Source organism: Sphaerochaeta sp. S2 (assembly GCF_016406725.1).
Classification (GTDB): Bacteria; Spirochaetota; Spirochaetia; order Sphaerochaetales; family Sphaerochaetaceae; genus Sphaerochaeta.
The window spans coordinates 1-1,824 of the sequence record NZ_JAEKNT010000432.1; the positions used below are offsets into that span (position 1 = coordinate 1).

The 1,824-nt window shown below is 47.6% G+C and carries 3 protein-coding genes; all 3 read left to right on the forward strand.

The features are described 5' to 3' along the window. Window positions 1-527 (forward strand): AAA family ATPase (locus JF818_RS12380; RefSeq protein WP_198892301.1); only part of this gene is annotated, 527 nt, incomplete at its 5' end. A gap of 1 nt (window position 528) precedes the next feature. Then, complete coding sequence (locus JF818_RS12385; protein WP_198892302.1) at window positions 529-1,515, forward strand: bifunctional oligoribonuclease/PAP phosphatase NrnA; 987 nt, start codon at window positions 529-531, stop codon at window positions 1,513-1,515. Between the two features lie 51 nt (window positions 1,516-1,566). Further along, on the forward strand, window positions 1,567-1,824 hold a 258-nt coding region (locus JF818_RS12390), incomplete at its 3' end, for a hypothetical protein (protein ID WP_198892303.1).

The window sequence follows — 1,824 nt, forward strand, 5'->3', positions numbered from 1 at the left end:
ATACAAGGAATATCCTCTTCATCTGTGGTGGAGCATTTGTTGGACTGGACAAGGTGATCGAGAAACGTGTTTCTTCCCATGCAATGGGATTTGGCGCAAGCATCATCAATGCCCAGGACAAGGACTTGCATACATTGTACAGCAAGTTGCTTCCCGATGACTTGGTAAAATTTGGATTGATCCCAGAGTTCATTGGAAGACTTCCCATCCATGTTGCATTGAACAATCTCACCAAGAACGACTTGATGCGGATCATCCTTGAACCAAAGAACTCCATCATTCGCCAGTATGAAGCTTCATTCCGCCTGGATGGTATTGAGTTTGTATTCAAGAGTGATGCTGTCGAAGCTGTTGCAGAGAAAGCCTTCGAACAGAAGACCGGTGCCCGTGGACTGCGCTCCATTGTTGAGAATGTGATGATGGGAATCATGTATGACATTCCTTCCATCAAGCAAGTCAAACAGGTAATCATCGGTCGAGAATGTGTCATAAATGGAGAACAACCTGAGGTAATCCGTGGAGCGTGAAATGTTCAGCTACCCCCCAATTGATGAAGAGATTCTTGCATTATTGAGAAATCGGGAAGAGTTTGTTGTCATCGGGCATGTCAGTCCCGATGGTGACTGCCTGAGCAGCCAGATGGCGATGAACTCCATGCTTCTGAAGATGGGGAAGACCGTCCATATGGCAAATGCTGGGCCCTTTGATCGCTCTGAGATATCCCATCTCCGCTCTGATTTTCTGAATCATATCGATGATGAGTTGAAACAAAGGAATCCACTGATCGTGGTGGTGGACTGTAGTTCACCAGAGCGTATCGGTCACCTCGCAGAGGAGATCGAGGGACTTACCACGGTGGTGTTCGACCATCACAGCAGTGGTGAGCAGTTTGGCACCTATCGCTATATTGTTCCCCGCTCGGTATCCACCACCTTGATCATCATGCAACTCTACAAAGCATTGGATGTTGAAATCTCCCAGGAGATAGCCGAGCACCTGTTCTTTGGATTTGCCACCGACTCTGGGTTCTTCCGCTTCATCAATGCATATCGTGGAGAGACGCTCCGCCTTGCGGCCGAGCTTGTCGATCTAGGGGTTTCCCCCAATGTGATGAATGACCGTATGACAGGGGGGAAGAGCTTTGGGTATATCAAGTACCTGGGAAAGCTTATCGATCGCAGTGAAAGCTTGTTCGATGGAAAGGTGATGATCTCCTCGAGTTGTCTTGAGGACAGCAAGCAGTACATCACCACCGACAAGCCAAGCGATTCTCTGTACACCATGTTGCTCTCAGTACAGGGTGTTGAGGTAGTTCTCTTCTTCAAGGAGCTGGAGGGTGGAAGAACTGAAGTAGGATTCCGTTCCTCTCACCAGAGCAGCATCAATGTGGGAGCCTTAGCCGAAAGCTTTGGAGGTGGTGGCCACAAGAAGGCAGCTGGTGCCACGGTCAATAAACCGATACAGGAAACCAGGAAACTGCTTCTGGAAGCTGTTGAGAAAATGCTGAAAGCATAACTTGGCATACACATTGCATGGGTATGTGCATCATCCCACAAGGAGGCACCCATGCAATGGCTACCCATCTCTGCCAAGGAGAGCAAGATATTGACTGATCAGGTGGTTTGTTACCAGAAAGATCGGTCCAATACTACGCTCTATCATACAGTGCACAACAAGACACAGCAAATTCTCTACTCCCTCCCCTATTATCTGCATTTACTTGAGGAAGAAGATCTCAGCGACTTTCTCTTGTACTGTTATAAAACCATTGACTACTATCTTACTTCATATAGGATTGGCAGGTTATCCTACATAGGATACCTC

What these genes read in the sequence shown, in the direction of transcription:
- JF818_RS12385 (WP_198892302.1), top strand. Translation starts at nt 529, where the DNA reads ATGTTCAGCTACCCCCCAATTGATGAAGAGATTCTTGCATTATTGAGA.